22 protein-coding genes and 3 pseudogenes are annotated in these 26,132 nt (G+C 66.9%); 9 read left to right on the forward strand and 16 right to left on the reverse strand.

The window, feature by feature from the left end; translation table 11 throughout:
• Positions 1-458 precede the first annotated feature (458 nt).
• Both BLU27_RS16835 and BLU27_RS16840 read left to right on the forward strand, forming a co-directional pair.
• Positions 459-851, forward strand: coding sequence for a BlaI/MecI/CopY family transcriptional regulator (locus BLU27_RS16835; RefSeq protein WP_197681465.1), 393 nt, complete (start codon positions 459-461; stop codon positions 849-851).
• 1 nt (position 852) lies between these two features.
• Positions 853-1,899, forward strand: coding sequence for a M56 family metallopeptidase (locus BLU27_RS16840; RefSeq protein ID WP_197681466.1), 1,047 nt, complete (start codon positions 853-855; stop codon positions 1,897-1,899).
• 124 nt (positions 1,900-2,023) lie between these two features.
• Here BLU27_RS16840 and BLU27_RS16845 read toward each other — a convergent pair whose 3' ends face one another.
• The 4 genes and pseudogenes from BLU27_RS16845 to BLU27_RS31285 form a co-directional block, all read right to left on the reverse strand.
• A complete protein-coding gene (locus BLU27_RS16845) occupies positions 2,024-2,671 on the reverse strand; it encodes a DedA family protein (RefSeq protein ID WP_092654643.1) in 648 nt (215 codons plus the stop codon).
• A gap of 176 nt (positions 2,672-2,847) precedes the next feature.
• Positions 2,848-3,399 (reverse strand): hypothetical protein, encoded by a 552-nt coding sequence (locus BLU27_RS16850; RefSeq protein WP_157728594.1) that lies wholly within the window; start codon positions 3,397-3,399, stop codon positions 2,848-2,850.
• A 21-nt stretch (positions 3,400-3,420) separates the two neighbouring features.
• Positions 3,421-3,774, reverse strand: a pseudogene (locus tag BLU27_RS31280) (glycosyltransferase family 2 protein); the annotation flags it as partial.
• Between the two features lie 215 nt (positions 3,775-3,989).
• Positions 3,990-4,949: pseudogene (locus BLU27_RS31285) on the reverse strand (glycosyltransferase family 2 protein); the annotation flags it as partial.
• Positions 4,950-5,507: 558 nt separating this feature from the next.
• Here BLU27_RS31285 and BLU27_RS16860 point away from each other — a divergent pair.
• The 4 genes and pseudogenes from BLU27_RS16860 to chrA all read left to right on the forward strand — a co-directional run bounded on the left by BLU27_RS16860 (position 5,508) and on the right by chrA (position 7,849).
• Positions 5,508-6,002 carry a Chromate resistance protein ChrB gene (locus BLU27_RS16860; RefSeq protein WP_092654646.1) on the forward strand — a complete coding sequence of 165 codons (495 nt, stop codon included), beginning with the start codon at positions 5,508-5,510 and terminating at the stop codon, positions 6,000-6,002.
• A gap of 20 nt (positions 6,003-6,022) precedes the next feature.
• Positions 6,023-6,172: a chromate resistance protein ChrB domain-containing protein gene (locus BLU27_RS30910; RefSeq protein ID WP_277869311.1), complete on the forward strand. Its 150-nt coding sequence runs from the start codon at positions 6,023-6,025 to the stop codon at positions 6,170-6,172.
• A pseudogene (locus tag BLU27_RS16865) lies at positions 6,135-6,431 on the forward strand (chromate resistance protein ChrB domain-containing protein); the annotation flags it as partial. The gene BLU27_RS30910 and the pseudogene BLU27_RS16865, both read left to right, overlap by 38 nt.
• 95 nt (positions 6,432-6,526) lie before the next feature.
• Positions 6,527-7,849, forward strand: coding sequence for a chromate efflux transporter (gene chrA, locus BLU27_RS16870; RefSeq protein ID WP_241827476.1), 1,323 nt, complete (start codon positions 6,527-6,529; stop codon positions 7,847-7,849).
• Between the two features lie 625 nt (positions 7,850-8,474).
• Here the strand turns inward: chrA and BLU27_RS16875 are convergent.
• From BLU27_RS16875 to BLU27_RS16890, 5 genes are all read right to left on the reverse strand, one after another.
• Entirely contained in the window at positions 8,475-10,991 is a 2,517-nt protein-coding gene (locus tag BLU27_RS16875; RefSeq protein ID WP_157728595.1) for a TlpA disulfide reductase family protein, read from the reverse strand.
• 102 nt (positions 10,992-11,093) lie between these two features.
• Positions 11,094-11,534 carry a hypothetical protein gene (locus BLU27_RS16880; protein WP_092654648.1) on the reverse strand — a complete coding sequence of 147 codons (441 nt, stop codon included), beginning with the start codon at positions 11,532-11,534 and terminating at the stop codon, positions 11,094-11,096.
• A 16-nt stretch (positions 11,535-11,550) separates the two neighbouring features.
• Positions 11,551-11,985: a signal peptidase II gene (locus BLU27_RS16885; protein ID WP_092654649.1), complete on the reverse strand. Its 435-nt coding sequence runs from the start codon at positions 11,983-11,985 to the stop codon at positions 11,551-11,553.
• A 738-nt stretch (positions 11,986-12,723) separates the two neighbouring features.
• Positions 12,724-12,885, reverse strand: a complete 162-nt coding sequence (locus tag BLU27_RS29135; protein ID WP_157728597.1) for a hypothetical protein — start codon at positions 12,883-12,885, stop codon at positions 12,724-12,726.
• Positions 12,886-13,082: 197 nt separating this feature from the next.
• Entirely contained in the window at positions 13,083-13,487 is a 405-nt protein-coding gene (locus BLU27_RS16890) for a hypothetical protein (RefSeq protein ID WP_092654650.1), read from the reverse strand.
• 413 nt (positions 13,488-13,900) lie between these two features.
• Between BLU27_RS16890 and BLU27_RS16895 the strand changes: the two genes are divergently transcribed.
• Together BLU27_RS16895 and BLU27_RS16900 are read left to right on the forward strand one after the other, a co-directional pair.
• Positions 13,901-14,353, forward strand: coding sequence for an RAD55 family ATPase (locus tag BLU27_RS16895; protein ID WP_157728598.1), 453 nt, complete (start codon positions 13,901-13,903; stop codon positions 14,351-14,353).
• 246 nt (positions 14,354-14,599) lie between these two features.
• Positions 14,600-15,307: a GAF and ANTAR domain-containing protein gene (locus BLU27_RS16900; RefSeq protein WP_092654652.1), complete on the forward strand. Its 708-nt coding sequence runs from the start codon at positions 14,600-14,602 to the stop codon at positions 15,305-15,307.
• A gap of 343 nt (positions 15,308-15,650) precedes the next feature.
• Here BLU27_RS16900 and BLU27_RS16905 read toward each other — a convergent pair whose 3' ends face one another.
• From BLU27_RS16905 to BLU27_RS16940, 7 genes are all read right to left on the reverse strand, one after another.
• On the reverse strand, positions 15,651-17,378 hold the full coding sequence (locus BLU27_RS16905; protein WP_092654653.1) for a glycoside hydrolase family 36 protein: 1,728 nt from the start codon (positions 17,376-17,378) through the stop codon (positions 15,651-15,653).
• A gap of 132 nt (positions 17,379-17,510) precedes the next feature.
• Positions 17,511-18,494, reverse strand: coding sequence for a sulfate/molybdate ABC transporter ATP-binding protein (locus tag BLU27_RS16910; protein ID WP_092654654.1), 984 nt, complete (start codon positions 18,492-18,494; stop codon positions 17,511-17,513).
• The gene (locus tag BLU27_RS16915; RefSeq protein WP_092654655.1) at positions 18,494-19,327 is read right to left on the reverse strand and encodes a sulfate ABC transporter permease subunit; all 834 of its coding nucleotides are present in this window, start codon (positions 19,325-19,327) and stop codon (positions 18,494-18,496) included. Before BLU27_RS16915 ends, BLU27_RS16910 begins: the two co-directional genes overlap by 1 nt.
• On the reverse strand, positions 19,320-20,213 hold the full coding sequence (gene cysT, locus BLU27_RS16920) for a sulfate ABC transporter permease subunit CysT (protein WP_241827477.1): 894 nt from the start codon (positions 20,211-20,213) through the stop codon (positions 19,320-19,322). Before cysT ends, BLU27_RS16915 begins: the two co-directional genes overlap by 8 nt.
• A gap of 4 nt (positions 20,214-20,217) precedes the next feature.
• Positions 20,218-21,246 carry a sulfate ABC transporter substrate-binding protein gene (locus tag BLU27_RS16925; RefSeq protein ID WP_092654656.1) on the reverse strand — a complete coding sequence of 343 codons (1,029 nt, stop codon included), beginning with the start codon at positions 21,244-21,246 and terminating at the stop codon, positions 20,218-20,220.
• A 677-nt stretch (positions 21,247-21,923) separates the two neighbouring features.
• The gene (locus BLU27_RS16935; protein WP_092654657.1) at positions 21,924-23,345 is read right to left on the reverse strand and encodes a methyltransferase; all 1,422 of its coding nucleotides are present in this window, start codon (positions 23,343-23,345) and stop codon (positions 21,924-21,926) included.
• 27 nt (positions 23,346-23,372) lie between these two features.
• Positions 23,373-23,750 carry a transcriptional regulator gene (locus BLU27_RS16940; protein WP_241827478.1) on the reverse strand — a complete coding sequence of 126 codons (378 nt, stop codon included), beginning with the start codon at positions 23,748-23,750 and terminating at the stop codon, positions 23,373-23,375.
• On the opposite strand from BLU27_RS16940, the gene BLU27_RS16945 reads away from it, so the two are divergent.
• On the forward strand, positions 23,734-26,046 hold the full coding sequence (locus tag BLU27_RS16945; RefSeq protein ID WP_338417572.1) for an ABC transporter substrate-binding protein: 2,313 nt from the start codon (positions 23,734-23,736) through the stop codon (positions 26,044-26,046). The genes BLU27_RS16940 and BLU27_RS16945 overlap by 17 nt on opposite strands.
• Positions 26,047-26,132: the final 86 nt, after the last annotated feature.

Below are 26,132 nucleotides of genomic sequence, written 5' to 3' on the forward strand. Positions count from 1 at the left end.
GATCCTTCATCAAAGTCCCGGATCTGGATCAACGCGCCATTGACGCACGCAGGGCGAGGGCACCACCACTTCATCGGCTGCCTCGTCGCCGAAGTGGCGCTCGCCCGGTTCACGCGGCGCATGGCGGTGGTATGACGAGCCTCCGCCGGCCCGACGGGGGGCGGGCCGGCGGAGGGACCTGAGTGAGTCGCCCTAAGTATCGACGTTCGCGGTCTCATGATCGTGCTGGGTGCACGCAGGACGTACCGCAGGGTCTTCGATACAAGCGACAACAAACCTTCGTTCGCATCAAGTGGGCCAATCCTTGCCCGGAGCTTCCTTGATGTGATCTTGGTGCTGGCGGCTCCCTGGTGTGGAGAGGAAAGCTCGGGCACCATGGTCCTTTGACCGTGAGGATAGTACTACCAAGTTAGTAGTACATTCTGGGTGGGTAGTTCGGCCGATGACTGGAGGCGTGAGTGGCGGGATCGCAGATGCGTCCCCGCGGCGGACTGGAGCGGGAGGTGCTGGCGTGTCTGGCTGCGGCCGACAGGGCGTTGTCCGCTAACGAGGTTCTCGCCGATCTCGGCGGTGGTTTGGCGTACACGACGGTCATGACCACGCTGGGGAGGCTGCACGCCAAGGGACTGCTGTCGCGGCAACTGGACGGTCGTGCCTACGTCTACACGCTCGCAGCCGACCCCGGGCAGGTCGACGAGGCGATGGCGGCGCACCGGATGCGTCGTGTCCTCGACAGTGGGGGCAACCATGCTGGTGTGCTGGCGCGGTTCGTCGAAGACCTCTCACCCGAGGACGCTCAGGTGCTCGCCGCCCTGTTGGCCCCGACGTCACGAGACGAACGCAAGGGCTGACGTGGATTACGCCGCCTACCTCCCTCTGGTCGTCAGTGTCCTGCTCTGGCTCACCGGCGCCTCGCTCGGGCGGTGGTTGCCGCCGCCTACGGCGGTTCGGCTGTTGACCGCGGCAGCATTGGTAACGGCGCTGTCGACGGGCTTCGTCCTGGCCGTCGTGGCGTTCGTCGTGTTGGCCCGTATTCCGTTCGTCGCCGCTTTGGGGCACTGGTCGGTCGCGAAGCTCGGGACAGGCGATCGGATACCGACGGCGATTGGTGTGGCGGCGGGAGTCATCGTGGTTGCGTTGCTCGCGGCCGCGATCCGGCGCCTCTTCATCGCCGGGCGCGACCTCGCCGTGGCCGCCATCACGTGCCGGCAGCTGGGTCCCGCGGCGGACGGGCTCGTGGTTGTTCAAGACGAACGACCCGACGCCTACACCCTGCCATCCGGCCTCAGCGGCCGGGTCGTCGTCTCCACCGCCATGCTGCGTGCACTGCCCGCGGGTGAGCGCCGGGTCCTCCTCGCGCACGAGGCCTCACATCTACGCCATCGGCATCACCTCTATGTCCAGGTTGTCGAACTGTCAGCCGCTGCCAACCCACTGCTGCGTCCATTGGCGACTGCCGTCCGTGCTGCGATCGAGCGGTGGGCAGACGAGGACGCCGCCGAAGAAGTTTGCGACCGCCGGCTGGCGGCGCGGGCACTGGCCCGTGCGGGACTTGCGCGTTCCGGCTCACTGCCGGGCGTTGCGCTGGCCGCCGCCGCGTCAGCGGTCTCCGACCGTGCCCGGGCGCTTCTGGGTGAGCCACCCAGGCGTCGGCGGGGGCTGGCACTGGCGGTCGCCGCGCTTACTGTCGTCGCCCTCGCCGCATCCGCGGAGACCGCCAAGGACACCGACCACCAGTTCGAGATCGCCAAGGCCGCCTACATCCGCACCCAACCAGGGAACAGACACGCATCCTGCACGGCGGCCAAGGCACGCGTTGCCGCCACCCAGGACGTCCCGCGCTGGACGACATCCGGGGTGAGCCACTCATGCAACAGGCCGCGGCCGTTCATAGCTTGACTCCGATCCGTGCGGACGGACGCCCTCACGACAGCGCCTCCTCGGCTCCGAGACTGTCGACAGCTTCTTGAGCGGGCTGCGCGGCTCCAGCAGGCTGCGTGTTGTCGACGGTGCCGGGATCGGCTCACCTCCCGGTGCCGTCGGCGGAGTGCGACCGTGCGGCCGTGGGCCGGCGCGATCGGCGGATCTCGAGCAGTACCGATACCAGGGAGAGGATCACGATGACCGCGACGATCGGGAGCAGGTAGTGGTCTACGTTCGGGACCGAGGAGCCAAGCAGATAGCCCGCCACGGTGACGCCGACCGTCCACACGGTGCCACCCAGCACCTGCCAGGCGGTGAAGGTACGGGTGGAGACACCGACGGTCCCTGCGAGCGGGTTCATCACCGTGCGCACCAGCGGGATGAACCGTGCCAGCACCAGTGCTTTACCCGTCCCGTACCGGTCCAGGGCCTGGCGCGCTCGTTCGATCGCCTGCCCCAACCTTGGGCGGTCAGGTCGATCCAGCAGCCTGGGGCCGACCGTGCCGCCGATCCAGAACCCGGTCTGGGCTCCTAGCAGGGCTCCCGCAACCGCGGCGGGGAGCACCGTGGTCAGCGAGAGATGAACTGCCGAAGTCGAGGCCGTGGCACACAGCAGACCGGCGGTGAACAACAGGGAATCGCCCGGCAGGAAGAACGCGACCAGCAGCCCGGTTTCGGCGAACAGAACCAGGAAGACACCCAGCGCGCCCAGACTGGCCAGCAGGCTGTGCGGATCCAGAAGGTTCATCCAGTTCCCTCTCTCGGCTCACCGGCCCTGACGCGGGCTCAGCGAAGTCTCGTCGGCACCACAAATGAGCGGGACAGTGTGTCGTACTAGGCCCATCAGACAGAGCGGCTGCTCGATGCGGGCGGAGACCGGTACCTGCAAGGTTCCCCACCGACTCGAGCAACGGTGATGTGCACCTAGTGCCCGGCGCTGCTCCTGGCCCAGCGACGAATGCGGCCCGCGAGTCGACGTCCAGTCCGGACCGGTCGCTTCCACACGTCGCCATCCGGAGCGCTGCCCTTCGCGCCGGGAGTGCGCCGTGTCGGCAGCGACAGGGCTTCGACGGCTGGTGTGCCGTCGGGCGTCGTGGTGATCGTGGCCGGGAGCCGTACGAAGGCGGTGTTGGCGGTGAGGCGGACCTCCACCGACCAGCGTCCTGGATCAAGCTCACCGTGATGGCGGGCCGACAGGATGGTGCCTGCGGCGGCTGTCGTTTCGGCAGGGGTGAGTACCGCGGGGAGGGTCACCGCGGAGTCGGCGTCCGTGTTCTGCGTCAGCCGCAGGGCGCTGCTGCCGGTGGCCGGCTGTGGCACGACGGCCGTGAGCGGGACGGAGATGTGCAGGTCCAAGCTGCCGTCGTCGTAGCTGATCTGCGGCAGGTCCCGCATGATGTGCACACTGTGGAGGCGGTCGGTGTGGTTGCCGACGTCGAGGGTGAGGTTGCCCTTGTCGGTCCAGTAGGGCGTCACCACTGTGTCCGGGTTGGAGAGTACGGCCGGGGCACAGTGGAACGTGGCTACTTCGGAGCGATGCGATCCCAGCCGGGTTTCCTTCGTCCAGCCACAGCTGGTGATGCGAACGAAGAGATCCCAGGTTCCCTTCGGGAGCGGCCGTCCGCTCGCGGCGTTGGCGATGTCGATGGCGGCCCTCGCCTGGAACACTTGTCCGAAGACCGCACCGTGCTCGGCGACTGGGTGGCGGGTGCGGTTGAAGGTGGTCGGGAGCAGGTATTCGGCCCTGGTGTCCCGGTCCCTGGCGAGTACGTCGACCTTGCTTTTCTGCAGCCGGGATGTGCAGTCCAGGTCTGCTTCGGTGAGCGCGGCCTGTCCGGCAGGCGACAGCATGGAATTACGTCGAGTCTGTCGCGGCCGTCGCGGTGGGCGAACGTGAGCAGCTTGTCACCGTTGCGTAGCTCGGCGGTCAGCGTCAGCTGGAGTGCGCCGTCCTGCCATCCGAGGTCGTCGAGCTCGGCCGCGGCGGCGATGTTGTTCTCCCAGTCGGCGAAGCTGAGTAGATCCTTCAGGAGGCCGGCTTGGGCGAGGCTGCCGATGACACGGTAGGTGGGGGGAAGCGTCGCTGCGACGCCGGGCCCGAACCGTTCGGCGACCACCAGCCGGACCTCGTCCAGGAGGGGGCCGCGTTGGCCGGCGGGGGTGTCGAGCAGGCGTTTGCCCCTCAGGCGTTCCAGCATCTCCACCCGATACCAGCGGCGATAGAGGCGGTCGCGTAGCGGTCCGGGTTCGGTGTTGGCCTCGACGATGTCCAGGGCCTCGCGCAGAAAGCCGAAATAGCTCTTGGGATCGAGGCACTCGAACCCGGCATTGGAGTCGTCGTCACGGCGGACGTGGTAGTAGCAGACGTAATCGCTGAGTACGGAGATGGTGTCGGCGGCGAAGTAGGCGGCGATCACGAAGACATGGTCCTCGAGCCGGCGCCGGCCTTCGGGAAAGCGGAGACCGTGCTTGTCGAGAAACGCCCTGCGGAAGAGCTTGTGTGGAGTGAGGCTGTCGATGAGCGGCGAGTCGGCCAGGGTCGCGGCCGGGTAGGTCTTGCGGAACAGTTCGCGGGGGACGCCGCGGCCCTTGCCGACCATCTTGCCGACAACGATGTCGGAGTCGTTGGCCTTGGCAAACGCGTACATGCGGCGCAGCGCCTGCTGGCCGAGCAAGTCGTCGTTGTCGAGGAAGAAGACGTACTCGCCGTGCGCCGCCTCGATGCCGACGTTGCGTGGCCTGCCGGACCATCCGGAATTCGCTTGGTGGATCACCTGGATGAGGGGGTGTGTCGCTGCGAGGGCATCCAGGCGTCGTGGACTGTCGTCGGTGCTGCCGTCGTCGACGAAGATCACCTCGAACTCCCCGGCCGGCATGTCCTGGTCCAGCAGCGAGGCGATGCAGTCCTCCAGATAACGCCCCGGGTTGTACACCGGGACGATCACGCTCACCTTGACTGCAGCCTCCCGCGCGGAAGCGGCCTCCGGTGTCGAGGGGCCCTCGGCAGGCGATGTCTGGGACGTCATGTCCGGCCCTCACTCATCTGGTTGCTGGTGATCGGCGGGCACACCCGGGCGCTGAGAGCGGCGACCAGGAGGAGCCGGCGTGATCTACAGAGTCGAACTAGCAGCAAGGCTCATGACTCGTTCGAACATGCGTTTGCCCGCTTCGGTTCCCGGACTCATCTGCCCGGACTTGTGCTACTACGGTCGTGGTAGTTCCCAGAGACTACTACAGACTTTGTAGTTGAGAGCCTGATGACCGTCGCCGTGACGGTGACCGTCGGATCGACCTGGGCGTTCCTCGGAGTCATCCAGGACGTCCTGAGTTCCGCTCACCTGCCTTCGCGCACCGGGGACACAAGGCTGGATGTGCCCCCAGCGGGCCGGCGCTACCACCCTCATCGCCTCTCGACTGGTCGCTGCTAGCCGGGAGGCCGAGGAGCTTCGTCCAGGACGAGATATCGAGATGCACTGCGGCCCTTCGCCTACTAATCCTATTTGTCTGGGAGGGTATGGACACCGGGGCGAGGTCTGTGGTTTGGTGTAACCGTGGTTGCATCAGAGTCCGGCTCTGGGAGTTGGGTGTTGCTCGTCTATCGGTTGCCGCGGGCACCTTCCACTCCGCGGATCGCGGTGTGGCGCAAGCTGCGTCGCCTCGGTGTCGCGCAGCTGGGGGACGGGGTGGTGGCGTTGCCCGCCGATGCCCGAACCCGTGAGCAGCTGGAGTGGATCGCGGGGGAGGTACGGGAAGCCTCGGGCAGCGCCGGTGTCTGGCTGGCCCGGCCGGGATCGAACGCGCAGGATCGCGAGCTGGCGGAGTCGATGGCGGCTGCGCGGGCTGAGGAGTACCAGGCGGTACGTCGGGAGGCGGATGCGGCGTTGACGCTCGAAGACAGGGACCGCAGCCGAGTGTTGCGTCGCCTGCGCGGAGAACTCCGACGCATCAGGCGTCGGGACTTCTTTCCACCAGGCGAGCGTGACGAGGCGGTTGCCGCCGTCGAACTGCTCGCCGGCGAGCCCGCAGGGTCGGCTGCCACCAATGTGTCGGCGGTCCGGAAGCCGGTGAGGCGAGCGTGAAGTGGGCGACTCGGCGGGGAGTGCACATCGACCGTGCCGCCTGCGCGTGGCTGATCCGCCGCTACATCGACCCCGACCCCCACCTTCGTCTTCGTCGACGACCCCAGCGAGGTTCCGTCCGATGCGACACCGTTCGACATCCCAGGCGTGGAACTCTCCCACCACGGTGACGACTGCACATTCGAGACCCTGCTTCACCGGCACGAGCTCACCGACCCTGTGCTGTGGCGGCTCGCTGCGCTGGTCCACGAGGCCGACCTCGACGACGGACGGTACGACGCCCCCGAGGCGGTCGGCTTCGACCTAGCCCTGCGGGGCCTGTCCATGGTCGAGCACGACGACCAGGTTCTCGAGATCATCCGACCGGTGTTCGACGGCGCCTACGCGTACTTCCGTCGTGAGCTGCTACTGGGTAGGGAGCCCTCGTGAGTGCCGACGAGCAAACCAACACCGACTTGGTTCGTGGCACTGCCGGTAGGTCGCGAGGTACCGGCGACGTGGTGCCGTTTCGGCAGGCTGTGAAGGTGTGGTTCGCGATCTCGTTGCAGACGTTCGGCGGCCCCGCCGGGCAGATCGCTGTTATGCAGCGCACTCTGGTGGAGCAGCGGCGCTGGATCGGACAGCGGCGGTTCCTGCACGCGTTGAGCTACTGCACGCTGCTGCCCGGCCCGGAGGCGCAGCAGTTGGCGATCTATGTTGGCTGGTTGCTGAACGGGCTGCGCGGTGGGCTGGTCGCCGGGGTGCTGTTCGTCCTACCCGGCATGATCGCCCTTCTCGGACTGTCGGCGGTCTACGTCGCCGCCGGCGACTCCACGGTTGTCGCCTCGCTGTTCGCCGGGCTGGCTCCCGCGGTGCTCGCCATCGTCGCTCAGGCCGTGCTCAGGGTAGGCCGGCGCGCACTGGGAAGCCCTGGCCTGGTGGCTGTGGCGCTCACGGCCTTCGTCGCGCTGTTCGCGTTCGGTGTGCCGTTCCCCGCCGTGGTCGCGTCGGCGGCCGGTGTCGGCTGGGCGCTGGGCCACTGGCGACCAGACGTCATGCCCGCCACGACACGCTCGAACGGCGACGACCACGGCACCGAACCGCTGATCCCCGACGACGCGTTGCACACCGACCGGCCCAGCACCGCCCACAGCGTCAAGGTGCTCGCCGTCGGGCTGCTCGCCTGGGCCGTGCCCGTAGCGGCGGTCGTCGTCCTCACCGGAACCGGCAGCGTCTTCACCGAGCAGAGCCTGTTCTTCTCCGGGGCCGCACTCGTCACCTTCGGCGGCGCGTACGCCGTCCTGTCCTACGTCGCCCAACAGGCGGTCCAGGTGTACGGCTGGCTGGCGCCTGGAGAGATGGTCCGAGGCCTCGCCCTGGCCGAGACCACCCCCGGGCCATTGATCATGGTCGTGCAGTTCGTCGCCTTCGTCGGCGCCTACCGCGACCCCGGGCCGCTCCACCCATGGGTGGCTGCCACGGTGGCCGCGCTGCTCACCACCTGGGTCACCTTCGTGCCCTGTTTCGTCTTCATCTTCCTCGGTGCCCCCTATGTCGAACGACTCCGCAACAACCACGCACTCACCCACGCCCTCAGCGGGATCACGGCAGCCGTGGTGGGTGTCATCGCCAACCTCGCGGTCTTCTTCGCCCTACACACCCTGTTCGCCGACACCGCAACACTCACGCCGGGCCCACTCCGCGCCGAAGTCCCGGTCCTGCCCAGCGTCCAACCCATGGCATTCGCGATCGCTCTGGTCGCCGGGTACCTCCTCCTCCGCCGTAACTGGACAGTCCTGCGCACCCTCGCCGTCTGCGCCGCCATCGGCCTAGTCACCGGCCTCGTCACCACCAGCCTCGGCCAGTAGCCGCTGGGTGTAACTGGTAGCTCGACTCGTTAGGCCCGAACAACCCAGCGCAGCTGCAGCAAACGTAACCTTCTGCTGTGCTGGGCCGCACCACATCGGATCGGCTGGACTGCTGCTGGACTGGACCGGCCGTTTCCGATCGTGTGTCTCCTCGGAATTGTCATGAGTTCCCGCACCGACCGGCGACTCCTCGACGCCGCAGTTGTGGCGGTAGTAGTGGTCTTGGCTGTGGCGGTTGGGTTGATCCGCCATGAGCAGCAGGTAGTCGGGGTGGCGCTGCCGCGGAGCAGCCAGGCCAACGGCCGAGCACCGACCCGTTCGCCACCGCAGCAGGGAACAGGTAGTGCGTATGGCTGGTGCCCGCCGGACAATCGTGGGCCCCTTTGCTACTTCACCGATCCCTCGAACTGAACATCCTCACCAAGGGTCGAGTCGGCGTCGTCCGACATCGGAGGTGACACCTGCACCGTGACGTCACCTGCCAGGTTCTTGGGTATGAAGCAGCCCCAATTCCCGAGCCGCATTTGCTGGCAATGCGGGTCACCTGGCGTCGGCCGGGTAGGTGCGGCCAGCGCCGGCGGCCATGAGGACGTCGACGAAACCGACGCCTCGGGGAGCTCTGCCGTCACAGGGTCACGTCGTTGGTGAGGTGGCCCGTGTCGCCTAGCGTCAGGCGCTCACAGAGACTTACGCCCGGGACCAGTCCGAGGTCCGTCGCCTCGACGCTGCGGTCGGGACCGATCTGCACGGTGGTCGGCCAGCAGGAGACGCCATAGCGGCGGGCGATGCTCCGCTCGGGATCGGCGACGAGCGGGAAGGGAAGCTGCTCACGCTCAGCGAGCTGGGCAACCTGCTGCGGGCCTTCTCCGTCCCCGATCCCGAAAATGTGGGGCCGGTCCGCCCGACCCGTCTCGAGCGCATCACGCAGCTGGCGGAGCTGTTCGACACTCGGCTCAGAGCACGACGTCCAGAAGCTGAGCACCACCGATCCGCCGCGCAGCCTGCGCAGCGCCAGCTGCCTGCCGTCGCCGAGCCGGAGAGGAGCGTCCGGCGCTCGACCGCCTGTGGGCACCGCCAGTCGCAGGGGCCACCAGGCGACCTTGCCTCCGGGCTCGAGATGTTCGTCGAGCGCCCTGGCGAGCTTCGCGGGATCGAGCGCCTCCTCGTCGTGCCACCGGACCAAGCCGTTGGGCCCGACGAGCACGGTAGTCGACCGGTTGGAGATCCCGAATGTTTCGGCCCAGCTGCCCGAGGAGTCCTCGGTCAGCAGCACGGTCGCATCGCCACCCAGGGGTGCCTCTGCGGCGCGTGCGAGTCCGCCCGGCCGTACCACGCCGAGCACGATGAGCGCGGCGTCGCGGAGTCTGGTGGCGGCCAGCGCTTCGGCAATGGTCCGCGCTGCCTCGGCCCATGGCCGTTCGGCGAAGTGCACGAGCAGGTTGGTGGGCCCCTGGCGCGGTGCGAGACCGGACGCCCAGGGATCGTAGTGACCGACGACATTGACCCCTTCCTCCGGCCCGCCCGCCAGCAGCGGAAGCAGGGGCCTGCGGCACGGCGCGGACGGGGTCGGCGGTCCCGTCAGAAGAGGGAGGAGTGCGACGACGAGGGGGCAATCCTCGGCTGCCACCGGCACGAGGCCACCTCCGCGGGTGACCCTGGTGCCCTGAACCGACAGGCATCTTTGGATCGCCGCGATCGGCTTCTCGGTCACGAACCTGTGCTCCTCGTGGTGACCGTCCCACACGAACCGGTCGATCGTCCCGCCCGGGATCCAGCTCTCGAGCGCGTCGGCACGGCTGTTGAGGTCCGCCCGCCGCACCGTCACGGGGCGGGACGGCGCCAACGCGACAGTACCGGCAACGACGACCCCGTCGGCGCGGATCTGCACTCCGGTCAGCGCGACACCGGGGTCAGCCGGATGCAGAGCGCTCATCATCGTCTTGAGGTATCGGCCGATGTCGAGCGCGTCGCGCAGATCTGCCGGAAGCGGATCCAGCTTGGCCTGGAAGCCCGCCTTGATCGCGTTGCGGGCGGCGTCATTGATCAGCGACTCGAAGGCGAACACCCCGTGCAGCCCGATTTCGGGATCTCCGACGAGCGCGGGCCGGACCTGCCCGCCGACGACCTGCAGCGTCACTGCCAGCTGAACCGAGAAACTGAAGTCGTCCGTTGTGGAAAGCGGCCCGACGCCATAGGTGATGCCGCCGTCGCCGCCTACCGAGAACAGGATCCGCCCGGGTTGCAGGTCGAATGTGGCGCCGTTCCAGTCCGGGCGGATACTAATGCTCCAGAAGGTCCCCGAGCGCTCGTAGTCGGGTGGGAGCCCGCCGAGCAGCTCGCGGTGGAGCAGACTCAGCAGGTAGTCCCGTCCGACGGCGACCGCGAAGTCGGCTCCATCGGGGAGGAACCGCGCGCCGACACTGCCCGGGCCCTGCGGGCCGGGGGGCCTGTCGCTGAGGGTGAACAAAAGCATCGCCGACGGGCGCGCGCCCGTTGGCTGAAGCTTGTAGTCGAACCGATAGACCTCCGGCGGAAGCTGTAGCTCGGCGCTGACCGGCTCGCTGTCGCTGTGGAAGGCGTTGCGCACGATCCGCTCCACCAGGATGCGCTGCTGATCGGTCAGCGTGGTTCCTGCCGCCGGCTCGAACCGGACCTCGGATTCGGCGCTGTGGTCTAGACCCAGGAATGTCCTTCGACGCGGGGGGAGCGGGTGCCATTGCCACAGGACGGTCCGCACGAGCCCGGCCGTCAGATACAGGTCACCGTGGAGGAACTCGGGTAGCTCCGCAGGCGTATCGCGCAACCAGGCCCTCAGCCGGAGTCGGGCGCTGATCCTCGGCCAGCAGGTCGGCCGCCCCCAAGGACTGAGCGGACCTCCCCGGGCGACCCTCCTGACCGGCTCCCGGCTGCGCGACCAGAACGTGTCGGCCACTGCGTCCACCGGGAGTGCGACGGTCGGGGTGGAGAGTTGGACCTCGACGGTCGTGCGGACACCGGTCCGTTCGGCCTCCGGAATCGGATCTGCTGCTCCCCGGTAGGTGTCGTCGACGCGGACGGTCAGGCTGTGACACAGCCGCGGGTAGGCCTTGTTCTCGTTCTCGTGGATCGCCGCCAGGACGCAGTTGACCAACCCGATGCTCACCTCGGTGGCAATGTCGTACTCACCCGTGACACTGGCCACGTCTGCACCTCCCCTACTCGAGCCCGGCGGGAAGCTCGATCTTGAAGTCCCCAACGGCCCCGGCTAATCGGAGTAGAGCCCCAGCGCCTGGAAAGTGAAGTCGTCCGGCGACGAAATGCTGGCCACGAACCTGTACACCCAGTTTCCCGAGTCGGGCATGATGAAATTCCCCGTTGGCGAGACTTTCGGCTTCGGAACGCCGTTGACGCTCCCTGTCATTGCGCAGTTGACCATCCAGGCACCGATCTCGCGCTCGTCGAACGAGAACACAAAAAGATCCCCTTGCTGCGTCGCGGTCTTGGTCTCAGGTGTCGTGTGACCGGGCCGAAGGAATGTGAACTTGACGTCGCCAACCACCGTCAGGGGATAGACCACCTGAAGGCTGAACTCCAGCGCCGGGAGCGTGACTGGTTCTAGACCGCATACGGTGTCGCACCCCGCGAAGCCCAGGAACAGCACCACTACCAGCACCAGCAGTGGCAGGATTAGAGACAAGTTGGACACGGCTGCCGCCCCTCCGTCATGCGAGGCTCCCCACCAGCACGACTGCGCCGGCGACCATGGCGGCATCCGCGAAGTTGAAGGTCAGTAGAGCTCGCAACGCGATGAAGTCCACGACCGCGCCGAGCACTAGCCGATCAACGAGGTTTCCGGCCGCGCCACCCGTGACCAGACCCAGACCGACGGCCCCGCCAATGCCCAGCGAAGACCAATGCACCACGACCAGCAGCCCCGCACACGCGAGCGCTGCAGCCCAGACCAAGATCGCCCAGCGGACAGGCAGCGCGACCACAGCCCCTCGGTGATTGAGCACCCACCTCAAGGCAGACCGCCAAGCAACCCGGCGCAGGTCGCGACCAGCGAGCAGCCGTCCCGCAACCGCCTTCGAGAGCTGGTCCACGCAGACCGCCACAGCTCCCGCCGCAAGGAAGGCCACGGCAACCTGAAGCATCATCAGCCTCCCGCTGGGGACATCTCATCCAAGGTGCGATCTTCCATCTGGGCGACCACTCCACCCCGGCCACCGAACATCCGAAACGTCTGCCGCCATCTGCCTTCCCCACATCTGCTCCAGACGGGTAATTCCGTGCGACAGATGTTGGGCGACCGCCGAGAACTAACCTCCAGCGGTCACAGCACCTACTTACCACCCCAAGTCGAGCAGTGCGGTGGATTTACAAAAGGATGGGCGCGGCGGCATAACTCGCAAGATGTCGTCGGGAGAGACCTCAACCTCGTGGCCTCAGTCTTGGCCTCATTCGCCTACGTTCGTCGCCGGGCTCATTGTCAGAGCTTTCTGGTTGTCAGTGGTTCAGCTTCGACACATCGGGGGAGTATCTCCTGGTTGCCTCTCGCCAACTTTCGGGGACGGCCACAGCGGAATGGCCCGCCGTCACGTGACCTCGAACGGCTGTCGTCGGTTACTTGCATTTGGAGGCAGCGGCCGGATGCATCCCAGATCTAGTACTCGCCCTCGATGACGTGGACCCACTCGACAACCCGATTGCTACCGGCCGGGGCAGAGCCGTCTGCGCCCGTGAAGAGGAAAGCAGCGGATCCGAGTTCCTGCGGCACTCTCCTGTGGACCCGCCGAAGCGAGCGGCCCCTGCACGAAGGTGGGATGTACGGCCCGCCCCGGGCGCGGTGTTCCGGTGGCTGGGGGGAGTCAGCCGCACCGGCCCGGGGCGGGGTCTCAGCGTGCTATCTGCTCGGCGCACCGCTCGCACAGCGGTACGAGCCCGGCGGCTTTGACCAGGGCGAGGTACTTTTCGACAGTCAGGCTCAAGCCGTCGTCACAGATCACTGTGTCGAGGTCGCGGACCTCACCGCACCGGAAGCAAGTGAGTGCGGGCACGGTCTGCCTCCGCACGGTGTAGTGGGATCAGGGTGGGCTTTGGGACACGCCTGGCATGGCCACTCGCTTCGCTTGCCGGGGTGGCAGGTTCGCAGTTGCTGTGGACGGTGGTCTTCGCGGGGCGTTCGAGTGCACGGGCGAAGTTGCGGGGCTGGCCGTTGCGGGGCTGGCCGAGTGCGTGATCGAGATGCCAGGCATCACACACCCCGCAGCACGCGGCGACGTTCGCGCGCTATCACGGCCTCGAGACACAGGCGCGGCAGATCCCCGGCCTGCCGCCACGCGGCGGTGTCGATTCCGATGGTGCGGCCGACGATCCAGCACATGCTCAGCAGTGCAGCTGCCCGGAGTTGGTATGCGGCAGTGGCGCCTTCGTGGTCGAGCGCGTTGATGGCCTCATCGGCCTGTTGGGGGAGCTCGGCAGCTTCGCTGTACTCGACAGGTCGCCGAACGACGTCAACAGCGACGGCATCGCCGAGTCGAAGTCGCGCGGCACCATGGCGAACTGGGGCGCAGACCCATTCCTCGTTGCCGGTACAGCTGATGAGGTAGTTACCCGGCGGCAGGAGATGATCACGGGGGAAGGTGATGTGGATGGACATCAGACGTCCATGACGGGTCGAGGTCCAGGCCCTGAGCGGAGGGTTCCGGCTCTGCTATCGGGCTGCATCCCGGTTGTTCGAGGTGCCAGAGGGGGCAACCTTATGGCTAAACCGGCCAGGCCGCAGGGCTTTGCTCAGATCTGCCCAGGCAATTAGTGCCCGACTACAGGTGGCGGAGGGTGGTTCGGACCGGACTCTCCGCCGGACGAGGACGTCGGGGACCGGCTGGTACGCAGTGCGGCGGGGTGGGGCCTGGATCTGAAGGCGGTGGAGGAGTCGGACCTGCTGCGGTTGGTCTCGGTCTACCCGGAGGCAGCCTCATTGGAGGACCACCTTCTGAGTCTGCGCAGGAACATCGAGGAGTTCTCGCCAATCCGGCTGGTCATCGACACACTGCCGCGCTGGAGCGGATCGTGTCTCCCCGAGGGCTCCTGGACTTCGTGATAGCCCTTGGCGCGGTGCTACGGGAGCGCGAGATCACCACGTTGCTAACATCCGCACCGTCCGGCCGCTTCACCTCCACCATCATCCCGGCCATCGCGCTGGAAAGCACGAGCCTGGCCGACGTAGGTATCAACATCCGCTACGTCGAACACGCCGGCAACATCCAGCGCGCCGTCGCCATCCTGCAAACCCGTGGATCCGGCCACGACTCCGCCGTACGCCAGGTCACCATGGAAGCCGGACGAGGGATGCGGATCGGCGACCCACCCCACACCGCCCACCTCCTGCCCAACGAGGGCGGGATGTCAGGGGCGAACCCGACGACTCCAAGATGGGGGTCCTCCGAGCTGGAGTCTGAGCTGGTGCATCTCGCCCATGGTCGGATCGGATCTCCGGCACCAGGGTTGTTGATCGGAGTCTGACGCCTACCCGCCCCTGGTCTGATGCGATCCTCATCGGGCGCGATGGGGCTATGCGGTGGGCGCTTGTGAAGGTGAATCCGGCGTATTAACTTATGGGAAACTCACCCTCTCTTGAGCAGCCAGGGGAGGCGGGCACACCGGCGGCCAACGCAGAACCCAGCCGTTGACGGAGGCCGGTCGTCTCAGGGTGCGCCAGGGGGACGACCGGCATGGCGGGGGCGCCGGTTAAGCCTTTCTGGGGCAAGGATGGAAACCGGTCCGCTCTCCCGCCACATCGCGGACGCAGCCCGAGAGCTGCAGGATGAGACCGACGCGCAGGCCACCTTGGACAAAGCTGTCGGACTGGCCGTGCGCCTGGTAGGCGCCGCCGAAGACGCAGCGATCTCGCTGGTGCACCGTGGCGGCCGAATTGATACCCCGGCCGCCACCAGCGACGTGGCGCGCAGGGTCGACAAACTGCAGTACGAGCTGGACCAGGGGCCGTGTCTTGACGCGATCCGCAAGGAAGAGCTGGTGCTCGCACCAGATCTCGCGACGGACACCCGCTGGTCTCAGTGGGGCAGCCGTGTCGCCTCGGAAACCGGAATCCGCAGCATGATGTGCCTTCGCCTGTTCACCTACGCCCATACCGTCGGAGCTTTGAACCTCTACGCCCGCTCTCGCAATGCGTTCGGCAGGGATGACATAGAGCAGGGTCAGGCGCTGGCAGCGCATGCTGCGGTGGCGGTCGTCGGCGCGCAGAGGATCGATCAACTGAGCGTGGCCTTGGATACCAGAACGGTGATCGCGCAGGCCCAGGGCATATTGATGGAGCGATATCGGTTCACGGCAGATCAGGCCTTCAACGTGCTTGTTCGTGTGTCGTCCCAGGCCAACGCCAAGCTGCGAGATGTGGCGATAGAACTCGTCGAGACGCGTCGAACCCCGGGGCACAAGCCACCGGAGCCCCCCTGACGCCGACGGCGTTCGGTTGCGCGAACGATCTCTTTGGAGGACATCTGCCAGCCGCCGTCAGCTGATGCTCTGTGCGGGCCTGACGTCCTCCGGGCTGCGCTCGGGGGCAGACCAGCAGTTTCCCTCTGGGGGCACCGACTGGGGCGCGGGCGCTGGGAGTCGTCCTCGACGTGGCCTCACCTGCCGCGGTTCGCGGCACCCGTTCTGCTGGCCTCGCGGAGGGTTTGTTGCTCCGGGCTGAGCGTTGCAGGTTTTGTAGGCGCCGTGATGACGTTGACACTGCAGGGCGTAACTGCGAAGGAGAAGCCGGAGCAGACAGCTGAGGCGGAGATTCGGCGGCGACTCAGCTGAGGGTCAGGACTGCAGTGCCGTACGGCGCGATGGGCAACTCCACGAGGTCGGCAGCGGATGGGCTGACAGCGCCGACGTCGGTCGCGCTCGGCGATCGGAGCACCGCCGCAGTGATCGAGCGAGTATGGGTGCGGACTACGACCGATGAGGCAGGGGTGGCGTTCACCAGCGTGACCTCGCTGGGAAGGTCGGCTTCGAGGTCGACCACGACGGGGGCGTAGACGCCGACCACTGCGCGACCGAGTGCGTCGTGAACGGCGCGGACGGTGGTGTAGCCGCGTTCGGTTCCGGTGACCTCGATGCTGCCTTCCAGTACCACCGGGGCGAGGTCACGCCACCAGCCGATCAGACCGGTGAGCGCCTCGGCCTGGTCGGCCGGCAGGTCGGCGAGCCGCATCGAGATCTGCGGTACGGAGAACATGCCGGCGTAGATCTGCTGCGCCACTGCCTCCGGTCCACCGTTCGGGCTCCACATCATCGGGTCGGTGTGGACGACCTGCCCGACCGACAGCAGTCGGCAGTCGATGGTGGAGCGCAGGTTGACCACCGCATCTGCTGGGCAGTCACTGGCCCGCAGGATCTGTCCGAAGCGAGCTATGGCCGGGCTCACATACGGCTGGCGGAACTCGAAGACAACGTCGCCATGGCCTGCCTGGTCCAACCTGGTCCGGAGAAGACCGAGCAGGGCCGCCATCGCCTCACCGACATCGTGGATGTCGCCGACCGGTGGCGTGCCCTGATAGCGCATCGCGGTATCCAGGAAGTCGATCTTGAGGCCGTCGATCTCGTAGTCGGTGACCAGGCGCAGGCAGACCTCAGCGAGGTGCTCGCGGACCTCACGATGCCGCGGGTCGAGAACGAAGCAGTCGTCCGGCGTCCGCCTCTGGGTGGCGTACTTGGCCAGATCGGCGTACGCGTCGCTGTTCGTGCCCAGCAGTAACGGAGCCACCCAGAGCACGACACCGGCACCGAGTGCTCGGACGCGTCGAACGTGGGCCCGTAGGTCGGGGAACTTGTCGGGGTCCGGCACCCAGTCCCCGCAGCCTTGGTAGCCGCGTCCGACGGCCAAGCGCTGCCAGCCGTCGTCGATGAACACCGTGCGGCAGCCCATGGGCACCGCCAGAGCCGCCTCGGACTCGATCACCTCGGCGCTGATGTCCTGGGTGAAGGTGTACCAGGTCGAGTAGACGGGCTCGGTCGCCAACGTTGGTGCCGAGAGAGCAGGCGTGTCGATCCGGGCCGACATCCAGCCTGCCAGCCGCTGGACAACCTCCGACACGGATCCACCGGCCGCGGTCAACACCATCTGAAGTCGCTGCTCATCGGCGGCGGCGTGGAGCTCGACGGCGAAGGTCTTGTGCTCCTCCGACACGCCGTACCGGATCGTCAGCTCGTCGACCGGCCGATCGGCGGCCCAGCCGAACAGGACCTGACCGTCGGCGTTGTAGAGCGCACCCATCGGCGCGGAGTGGACCAGACTGGTGACCAATTTACCGGCCCAGTCGGCGGGCAGCGTCCGCATCGACCCTTGGCTCGGGTGCCAGTATCCGACGGCGTCCCCGAGCTCGGCCTCGAACCGCACGCTCAGCTCGGCCCCTGCGGGGGCCGTCAGCGTTACCGGGACGCCGACCTGAGTGGGAGGTTCGGTGCTCAGGTTGGTGCCGGGTCCGAGACGCAGCAGAGTGACGTGGGGTAGGACGGTGGCGGCGTCGACGAGCATCACCCGAGGATTCTAGGACGTACCTGCATACGGGTCAGCGCAGGAGCAGCTCATCGACCCCAACCTGGAATGACGGTCGGCGGTGTGCCTGGCGAGCCCGGCTGTGTTTGAGGGGTCGAGCCCGGCGGATGGTCAGGCGGTGGCGGACGGCAACGTCTCGGTCTCCACCCGGAGCCGGGAGTCGTGGCTCGGCATGATGTGGATCGTGCTACCTGGTCTGAGGTCGAGCCGTCCGGCAAGGCCGCGGGTCACCTGTGCCCACGCCTCCTGCTCGCCGATCTGCATCTCCACCCGGACCTCGAAGCCCAACCTCACCACGCGGGTGACTCTCGCCGGTGTGGAGCCGGCCCGTGGCTCGATCGAGAGGTCGATGTCGTGTGGTCGGTACAGCTGGCCGTCGATCTCTGTGACGGGGCCGAGGAACCGCATCACGAAAGGGTTTGCCGGGTTGTCGTAGATGTCGTGCGGGCTTCCGGCCTGTTCGACCACTCCGTTGGCGAGGACGACGATGGAGTCGGCGATCTCGATCGCTTCCTCCTGGTCGTGGGTGACGAACACTGTCGTCACGTGCACCTCGTCGTGCAGCCGTCGGAGCCACGCACGGAGTTCCTTGCGTACCTGAGCGTCCAGCGCGCCAAAGGGTTCGTCGAGGAGAAGCACCTCGGGCTCGACGGCGAGTGCCCGGGCGAGCGCCATCCGCTGCCGCTGCCCTCCGGACAGCTGCGCGGGGTATCGGTTGGCCATCTGCTCGAGGTGGACGAGTTCGAGGAGTTCGGTGACGCGCCGGCGGATCTCATCCTTGCCGCGCTTGCGTACCTGCAGGCCGAAGGCGACATTGTTGAAGACCGTCATGTGCTTGAACGCGGCGTAGTGCTGGAAGACGAACCCCACGTTGCGCCGCTGTGGCGCCACGCGGGTCGCGTCCACGCCGGAGATCCGTACTGTGCCCGAATCGGGCTGCTCCAGCCCGGCGATCACGCGGAGCAGGGTCGACTTCCCGCCGCCGCTGGGTCCGAGGAGCGCGGTGAGTGAACCGGATTCGACCGTTGCGGAGACATCGCGCAGAACCGGTGTGTCACCGAAGGACTTGTTGATGTTGCGGACTTCGATAGTCATCAGCTGCCGCCCTTCGGCCTGAGCAGTTTGGTCACCAGGAGGGTCACGATCGCGAGCAGCGCGAGAGCGGTGGCCGCGGCGAACGCGGCCGGCTGGTCGAAGTTCTGGAACCGCTCCTCGACGAAGAGCGTGAGCGTCTGAGTCTGACCGACGAGGCGGCCCGACACGACTGCGACCGCGCCGTACTCGCCCAGGGCCCGGGCGAGGCAGAGGACGACACCGTAGCCGAGTGCCCATCTGATGCCGGGGAGCGTGATGCGGCTGAAGGTCTGCCAGGAGCCGGCGCCGAGGGTCTGTGCGGCCTGCTCCTGCTCGTCCCCGAGCTCTTCGAGCACGGGGACGACCGCGCTCACCACGAGAGGGAGGGAGACGAACACGGTCGCGAGCACCATGCCAGGGATCGAGAAGATCACCTGGATGCCGCGTGACTCCAGCCAGCCACCTATCGGTGTGAATCTGCCGTACACCAGGGTGAGGGCGAGGCCGACCACCACGGGTGACACGGCCATCGGCAGCTCGATGAGGGCTGCCAGCAGCCTCTTGCCGGGGAACTCGTGACGTACGAGTAGGAGCGAGGCCCCGACCCCGAAGGCGGTGTTGGCCCCGACCGCCCAGGCTGCGACGACGACGGTCACCCGGAATGCGTGCACGGCCTCAGGGGAGGTCAAAGCTGTGACGAACGGGCCGATCCCACCACCGAAGGTGCGCCAGGCGATCAGGCCGACCGGCAGAACCAGGAGAAAGAGCAGGTAGACCAACGCGAGCGTCCGCAGCCAGTACTTCGCGGCGGCCGGCCCGGACGTGCTGACTCCCGTCGCTCCACCGCTAGCCACGGCGAGCTCGCCAGCGTTGAACGAGGTCGAGGAGGATTAGTACGAGCATGGCGACGACCAGCAGTACGGTCGACACTGCCGCGGCGCCGATGGGATCGTCACTCTCGATCTTGCCGAAGATGTTCACTGCCGCGACCTGGGTCTTGAACGGCAGGTTGCCCGAGATGAGCACCGTCGAGCCGAACTCCGCCATCGAACGCGTGAACGCGAGCGCCGTGCCTGCAGTCATCGCTGGTAGCAGGTTGGGCAGGATGATCCGACGGAAGGTCAGCCAGCGTCCGGCGCCCAACGACGCCGCGGCCTGTTCCATCTCCTGGTCGAGTTCGAGCAGGACCGGTTGCACGGTTCGTACGACGAACGGCAGCGTCACGAACAGCAGGGCGGCCACGACGCCGGTTCGCTTGTAGGCGAGGTTGATGCCCAGGGGGCTGTTCTGGCCGTAGAGCGCCAGCAACACCAGCCCGGCAACGATCGTGGGCAGCGCGAACGGCAGATCGATCAACGTGTCGACGACGCCCTTACCCGCAAACTGGTCGCGAACGAGTACCCAGGCGATGACGGTCCCCATCACCAGGTTCACCACAGCGACGATCACCGAGGCGCCGACCGTGAGTTGTAGCGCGGCCCAGGAGTCAGGAGTGGTGACCGACCGCCAGAAGTAGCCGGGTCCGTGCCCGGCCGAACGCCACACGACAGCAGCGAGCGGAATGAGAACGATCAGGCTGAGATAGATCAGTGCCGTGCCCAGGCCGAGCGCCGTACCAGCCCGGCCACGAAACGCGAGCCCAAGGTTCCGGCCGGTGCCGTCGGCCTGGGACGACGGCACCGGCTCACCCGAGGTCGGGTCTCGGGGCTTGTTCGTGAGTTCCTGGATCGACTCCGGCACGGTTCTACTTCTTCACCGACACGCCCTTGTCGCGTTCGATAGCCGCGACCGCGCCGTTCTGGGTGTCGAAGAACTCCTTCATCACCGTCGGCCAGCCACCCAGATCCTTGATCGTAAAGAGGCCTGACGGAGTTGGGAACTTGTCGGCACCGGGGACGCCGTGCTCGACGGGCCGGTAACCGTTCTCGACGAAGATCTGCTGAGCCTGCCTGGAGTGAAGGAAGGCGACGAACGCTTTGGCTTCCTTCGGGTGCTTGCTCTTGCTCGTCACAGCGACCGGGTTCTCGATGAGGATCGTCGAGTCGGGCAGGGTGTAGTCGATGGCCTGGCCGTTCTGCTGGGCGAAGATCGCCTCGTTCTCGTAGGCCAGCATGGCGTCGCCCTTGCCCGACGTAAACGTCTGCAGAGCCTTCCTGGCCGAGTCGTCCTGCACCGGCACGTTCTTGAACAGGCCCTTGAGGTAGGTGATCCCGGCCGCCTTGTCCGCGCCCTTGTCCGACACCGCGCCGTACCCTGCCATCACGTTCCACCGGGCACCGCCGGAGGTGAACGGGTTGGGCGTGATCACCTCGACTCCGGACCTGGTGAGGTCCTCCCAGCTTCTGATGTGCTTGGGATTGCCCTTTCGTGTAGCGATCACGACCACGGAGTCGGTCACCATGCCCTTTGTCGCACCCGCATTCCAGCTCTTCGCGACCAGGCCGGCGTCGACGAGTCGCGTCATGTCCGGCTCCAAGGAGAAGGCCACCACGTCGGCGTTCAGGCCCGCCGCCACTGCGCGGCTCTGGTCGCCGGATGCCCCATAGGACTGGGTGAAGGTGACGTTCTTACCCTCGGGCGTGGCCTGGAAGGCCTTGATGATCTTCTCGTAGGCAGCCTGCGGAGTGGAGTAGGCGACCAGTGACAGCGACACCTTCTTGCCGTCCGAGCTGCTGCTCGCCGACGACGCGACACCACTGCCGCAGCCGCTGGCCGCCAGTGCAACGGCGGCCAGTGCCGCCCCAACCACGAAGGTCCTGGCCCTGAGTCCCATGAGCTTCCCTACTTTTCATACCGAAGCGATAGGGAAAGTTAGCTGAATCTCTGCCGCCGCTCAACTGGAGCACATCGGGCGGACAGAACGCTCACGATGCGCAGTCGTCCGGTACGTACGAAAATATGACAATGCATGGCAAACGGCTACTGGCGCACGGCGGAGCCTGCATGACTGGTTCGCTGCGTTCAGGCTGCGTTCAGGCTGCGTTCAGGCTGCGTCGGCTTCGTCCGCAACGACGCCGGTCGGCCGGGTCTGCCGCTCAGCCTCACCAAACCACTCGGAATCGGCGTCCTGAACTCCCGGCACAAGGCGACCGGCGAGGTCTTCCCGGAGGCGGGTGCCCACCATGACCACGCTCAACCGGGCCGCCGCGCAGACGGCGGTGGCAGCGGCTGTGCGATGCGCGACCGAAGTCACCGGGTTCGGACTGCTCGGTGCCCTGTACTAGCTAGGGCGTGTCCGGATCTCCATCGCGGCAGCAGGATGAGGCAGGCGATGAGGACTTCGGAGCGGTAGTAGGCGGCTCGTTTGGCGTAGCGGGTGGCAAGGCCGCGGAACTGTTTGAGGCGGTTGAAGGTCGTCCAGACCAGACCGCTGTGCCCCTATCCACTGGTCGCCCGCTACGACGGCCACGGCAGCACCGACGTCGCGGAGAACTTCACCTGCGCCCGAAGCTACGGGAGGAGCGACAACAGCAGCTTGGCGCGTTCGATGGCGTCGTCGAGGAGTTCGACGTGCTGGCTGGCCCAGTCGAGTCCGGCGAGGATCCGGTGGCACAGACACGCCGCCACGACGTCCGCGCTGGTGAGTTCGCCCGCGTGCTCGACGACGACGCGCCGATGATCCGGATCGGACAGCGACGGCAGCAATGCCAGCAGGTCCGCCGCTACGGTGCCCGTCCCGAAGCCCTCCAGATCCACGACCGCACTGAGAGCGTCGCCGTCGAAGAGCATGTTGCGGAACGTGAAATCGCCGTGAGTCAGCTCACCGGTCGGCAACGCGGGCACCGGCTTGGGCAGGACGGCCAAGGCCTGCCGGGCGTACGCACTGGTCGCCGGATGGAACTCGTGCTCGCCGATCCCGCCGTTGAGGAACGCCGTGATCATCGCGGACCAGTCGCGGTCGGCCGGCGGGCGAACCGAGCGGTGCAGTTCGGCTGCGGCCAGGGCGGCGTCGAGTTGCCGCCGGTTCGGCTCAGTCGGAGACGTGCCGCCCGCCCAGGAGGTCAGCAGGTACGAGCGGTCCGCGGACAGCGAGCCGCAGCCGATGACCTCCGGCGTCGGGTAACCGAGCGTCCGTAGCTCCTGAGAAACAGGCACGAGGCGGTTGAGCTGCTCCCGCCACCACGCGCCCTCCTTCGCCTTGAGGACCGCGCGCAAAGCGCCTCGCCCCACCAGCACAACGGTGTCGGAGTACCCACCGGTCAACCGGCCCAGCACGGTCCACGGGCCGCCGGTGTGCGCGGCGATCGTGGCCAGGTCCTCACGCTCCAAGAGCGGCGGAGGAGGACCGGGCGTATCCACCCGCAGGATTCGATACCCCTGCTTCGACGCGGCCCGGCTGGTCGGGAATCCGCCGTCGCTCAGCCAGCGCTGCAGGGAGTCGGCTCCCATTGCCTGCTTCACCACGAGCCAGGCCCGCGAGCCGGGATCGAGCCGCGCCAGCCAGTCAGCCAGCAGCTGGTGGAGCGCATCCTTGCCGATCTTGATCGGCGGATTGCTGTAGAGGCCGCCGAACCGTAGCGACGGGGGAACGTCTCCGGGCTCGGCGACCACGACGTTGGGGAGGTCGCGAGTGTTGGCGCGGGTGAGGTCGAGCGCCCGGCGGTTGACGTCGACCGCCCAGACGCCGGCCAGCGGCTGACGGAGCGCAGTGGCGACCGCTATCGGACCGTAGCCCGTACCCAGGTCGACGACGCCGGTGTACGGGTTCGGCGCGGCGACGTCACGCAGCAGTACCCGCGTTCCCCGATCGATGCCGGAGGCCGCGAACACGCCCCGATCGGCACGAAGCTCGACCTGCACGTCGGGCAGGCTGAGCTGCATGGTCGTCGGCGCGGAACGACCGGAAGGCTCCACGTCCCAGTAGCCGGTCATCCTGCCGAGAGTACTCCGCGCGCCCCCTCACCCAGCCGTCTCGAGGATGGCTCGAAGCGCGGCGATGTGACGTGTGTACGCCGACCGGCCTCCCCTGGTCAGCTTGAGCCACACGTGGTGCCGAGAGTCGGTGAGCACCCGCCGCTTCTCGACGTAGCCGGCATCCTGCAGGTGCGAAAGCTGCTTGCTGAGCGCGGACGCGCTCACCCCGATCTCCTTCTGCAGTGTGCCGAACTCGACCTCCTGCGCGGCATGGAGCAGCGCGCAGATGCGCAACCGGTTGGTCGGGTGGATCACCGGGTCCAGGTCCGCGGCGGTGGCGGGAGCCACGCGGCGCGCCACCGTCATCGCCCCCGGCCGGCGGCTCTTGCCGGGACTGAAGGATCCGTTGAGCCAGACGATCATGCGCACAACGTCCTTGACACGCCACTGCGGCGTCCGCATGCCGGACAGGCAAGCGGTGGGAGTGGCCGATCCTGGACCGGATCCTCCGTCAGGTAGGCGTTGCGGCTCGAAATTTCACGCCGAAGTGGAGATGGTGTCGGGTCGACTCGAGCAGAAGGAAGTGTCGAACATGGCAAGAAGCGGTGGACTGGACCGGAGAACGTTCCTCTACGGATCGGCACTCACTGCCGGTGCGGTGACGCTCGGCGCCTGTTCGTCGAGTAGTGGATCCGGCGGAAGCGGCGCCAAGCCCGGCGCAAAGGCGAGGAAGGGAGGCTCGGGCAGAGGTTCGGAGACCAAGCCGCTGCCGGCGCCCGCGAAGTTCCAGGAGTCACCGACGCTCGCGGCGCGCGTCAAGTCCGGTGACCTTCCGGCGCTGGAAAAGCGACTTCCGCAGGAGCCGTACGTCGTACCTCATCGTTGGCTGGAGCCTGGGAAGTACGGCGGCAACCTGCTGCTCGCGGTGCCCACCGCGAACGACCTGCAGATCCGACAGTATATGTACGGTCACTCCCTGCTCCGGTTCGTCAACGACGGCCTGGACATCGTGCCCGGCCTGGTCGCGAGCTGGGAGTCCAACGCCGACGCCTCCGAGTGGACGCTGCACTTCCGGTCGGGCCTGAAGTGGTCGGACGGCCAGCCGTGGACCACCGCGGACATCATGTTCTGGTGGGAGGACATGGTGCTCAACGAGGAGCACCCCGATATTCCTCCCGACGAGGCGAAGTCCGGCAAGGGCACGATCATGAAGCTCACGGCCCCGGACGAGCGCACGTTGGTGATGAAGTTCGACGCGCCTGCTCCACTGACCGCCGCTCGACTGGCCGGCTACGTCAACCGCGGTAACGGCACGACCTGGATGGAACCCAAGCACTACCTGAAGCAGTTCCACCCTCGTTACAACAAGGCGGTGTCGAAGAACTGGGCCACCGCCGACGGTGAGTTCGAGAAGAAGCGGGACTACTCCTCCAACCCGCAGTCTCCGACGATGACCGGTTGGCGCCTCAAGTCCTACCGGGACGGTCGTCAGGCGATCTGGGAACGAAACCCGTACTACTGGTGCATCGACAAGGAGGGTCGCCAACTTCCCAACATCGACACGTTGACGTTCTCCGTGGTCGAAGACCCCGAGGTGGCACGCCTGCAGATGCAGGAGGGAAAACTCGACTACGTCCACGGGCCGTTCAACGGACTTACCCTTGCCGACATCTCCGGGTTCAAGAAGGCCGAACAGCGCAGCGGCCTCGACGTCTTGTTGTGGGACGGCGGCAGCGGAACCGGGTCGATGTTCTTCTTCAACTACGACCACAAAGACGCCCCCATGCGGAAACTGATCCGCGAACCCAAGTTCCGCCAGGCCCTGTCGCTGGCCACCAAGCGGGACGAGATGCAGAAGTCGATCTACTTCAACACCGGCGAACAGACGACCGGAACCCTGAGCCCGAAGGCGGTCGAGTACCAGGTCAACGATCAGGGCAGGAAGGTCTATCACGACTGGCGGGACTCGTTCGTCAAGTACGACCCGGAGAAGGCGAAGGCGCTGCTCGACCAGATCGGTGTTGTCGACAAGGATTCAGACGGCAAGCGAGAGATGCCCGATGGAACCAAGTTGAAGATCCGTGTCGACTTTCCCGCCGACACCACCAAGGACCACCAGCAGAAGAACAACCTGCTCAAGCGGGACTGGGAGGCCATCGGTCTGACAGTGACGCTGAACCCGATTCCGCCCGATGCGTTCGGTGACGAGTGGGCGTCCGGATCGCTGGATTCCCAGGCCGCCTGGGAGGTTGGCAACGGGCCGGACCACTTCGCTCAGCCGGCTTGGCTCCTTCCCATCGAGCCGACTCGGTGGGCACCGCTCGAAGGGCAGTACTTCGCCCTACGCGGAACGCCTCAGGAGCACGAACAGCGCGACGTCGACCCGTTCAAGCGCACACCACCGCGGATGGAGCCGGACCCGAAGGGGCCGATCGCGAAGATGTGGAAGCTCTACGACCAGAGCAAGCTGGAACCTGACGCGGTGAAGCGTCGGCAGTTGGCCTGGGAGATCGACAAGATCCACGTCACGGACGGGCCGTTCTTCATGGGTACGGTTGCCAACACACCCCAGTTGGTCCTTGCGCACAAGGACCTGCGCAACGTCCCGCGGAAGGAGAACCTTGCCCTCGGGGGCTTCGTCAATCCGTGGCAGCATCCGTCACCTGCGGTCTACGACCCGGAGGCATACTTCTGGGCCAACCCGGACCAGCACAGCTGACCAGGAAGGCAGTCGACCCCGCCGGTCGTTACCGGACGCCGCCGATTGGCGATATGCACGCGGTGCAGGCCGCGGAGATCCTCGCC

It is taken from the genome of Actinopolymorpha singaporensis, from assembly GCF_900104745.1.
GTDB lineage: Bacteria > Actinomycetota > Actinomycetes > Propionibacteriales > Actinopolymorphaceae > Actinopolymorpha > Actinopolymorpha singaporensis.